1 protein-coding gene is annotated in these 1,533 nt (G+C 55.3%); it reads left to right on the forward strand.

The features are described 5' to 3' along the window. Nucleotides 1-233: 233 nt before the first annotated feature. On the forward strand, nucleotides 234-1,502 hold the full coding sequence (locus CGA21_RS29670; protein WP_110755353.1) for an IS110 family transposase: 1,269 nt from the start codon (nucleotides 234-236) through the stop codon (nucleotides 1,500-1,502). Nucleotides 1,503-1,533: the final 31 nt, after the last annotated feature.

A 1,533-nucleotide genomic window follows, 5' to 3' on the forward strand; every position in this document is an offset into this window, starting at 1 on the left:
TCCATACTTCGGTGTCTGGAAGTCAGTTTTGATCAGGGAAGGAACATGCACCTGTGGGCTACGAATATGCCTCTCAAGCACGTGATGATTACCCCCTCACTTTCGAGCCCCCAGGTGCGCTTGCGCCCTCTAACGAATACTCAGGGAAAGCCCGACACGGCTCTCTATATCGCTTTCGCTGGACGCAAGCATGCATGTCCCTGCACGTACTTTAGCGCCGGTGGAGGTTGTTGATGCAAACGCTCCTGTCTCAGAAATTCACTGCTTATGTCGGAATAGATTGGGCAGACACCAAGCACGACGTGTGTTTGCAGGTCGCAGGGGAAACCCGGCGGCATTTCTCTGTCATCGACCACACGCCTCAGTCGATTGATCGCTGGGCGAAATCGTTGTTTGAGCGCTACGGCGCTCCGATCGCGATTGCTCTTGAGCTCAACAAGGGCGCGTTGGTGGCGGCCCTGCAAAAGTACGAGTTCTTTTGCCTGTTTCCAATCAATCCGAGCACCTTGGCCAAGCACCGTAAAGCCTTTGTCGGCAGCGGTGCCAAGGATGATCCGACCGATGCGCAATGGGCGCTTGAGTTGTTGCTCACCTATCCCCAACGCTTTCCCCAGCTGATGCCGCAAAGCCCGACCATGCGTATGTTGGCCAGCCTGACAGAACATCGGCGGGCACTGGTCGATGAGCGAGTGAAAGTCAGCAATCGCCTGATCTGCATGCTCAAGCAGTATTATCCAGCGGCCCTGGAGCTGTTTAGCAATCATGACAGCGTGGTGTTTTGTGACTTCCTGATGCGCTGGCCCACGCTTGAACACCTCAAGCGTTCTCGCGAGAGTACGTTTCTCAAGTTCTTTAACGAGCACAATGCTCGTCACGCGCAACTCAATCGAACGCGCTGGGAAATCATCAGCAAAGCGATACCTTTGACGCAGGACCCGGGGGTAATACGTCCTTCGCAGCTGTACGCGACAGCCTTGGCGTCGCAACTCAAAGGGCTCATTTGCATCCTCAAGGTGTTTGATCGCGAGATCGAAGAAACGGCCAACAGCTTGGCTGATTACCCGATCTTCAAGGCACTCCCTGGTGCCGGCCAACATCTTGCACCGCGTCTGATGGTGGCTTTTGGTGAACAGCGTGATCGATTTAGCGACGCCAATGCGCTACAGCGATATGCCGGAATCGCACCCGTTACCCAGCGTAGCGGCAAGAAGAAGGTTGTGTACTGGCGCTACCAATGCTCAATTTTCTTGCGTCAGACCTTTGTCGAATGGGCCGCTCACAGCATCAATCAATCAACGTGGGCCGAGGCTTATTATCGGCAGCAGCGGGCTAAAGGCTGCTCATACCAGGCGGCCCTTAGGGCGCTGGCTTTCAAGTGGATCAGAATCGTCTACCGGTGCTGGAAAACCAGCACCTTCTATGACGAAAAGGCTTACTTGCAGGCTTTGACGCGGCGTGGATCGACGTTGGTAGAAGCGCCGATGGAGGTCGTCACAGGTTGACGGACAGGCTCAGGGCGTGAGGGGGCAAGAA

The sequence above is a fragment of the Pseudomonas sp. PSB11 genome, from assembly GCF_014596605.1.
Lineage (GTDB): Bacteria > Pseudomonadota > Gammaproteobacteria > Pseudomonadales > Pseudomonadaceae > Aquipseudomonas > Aquipseudomonas umsongensis.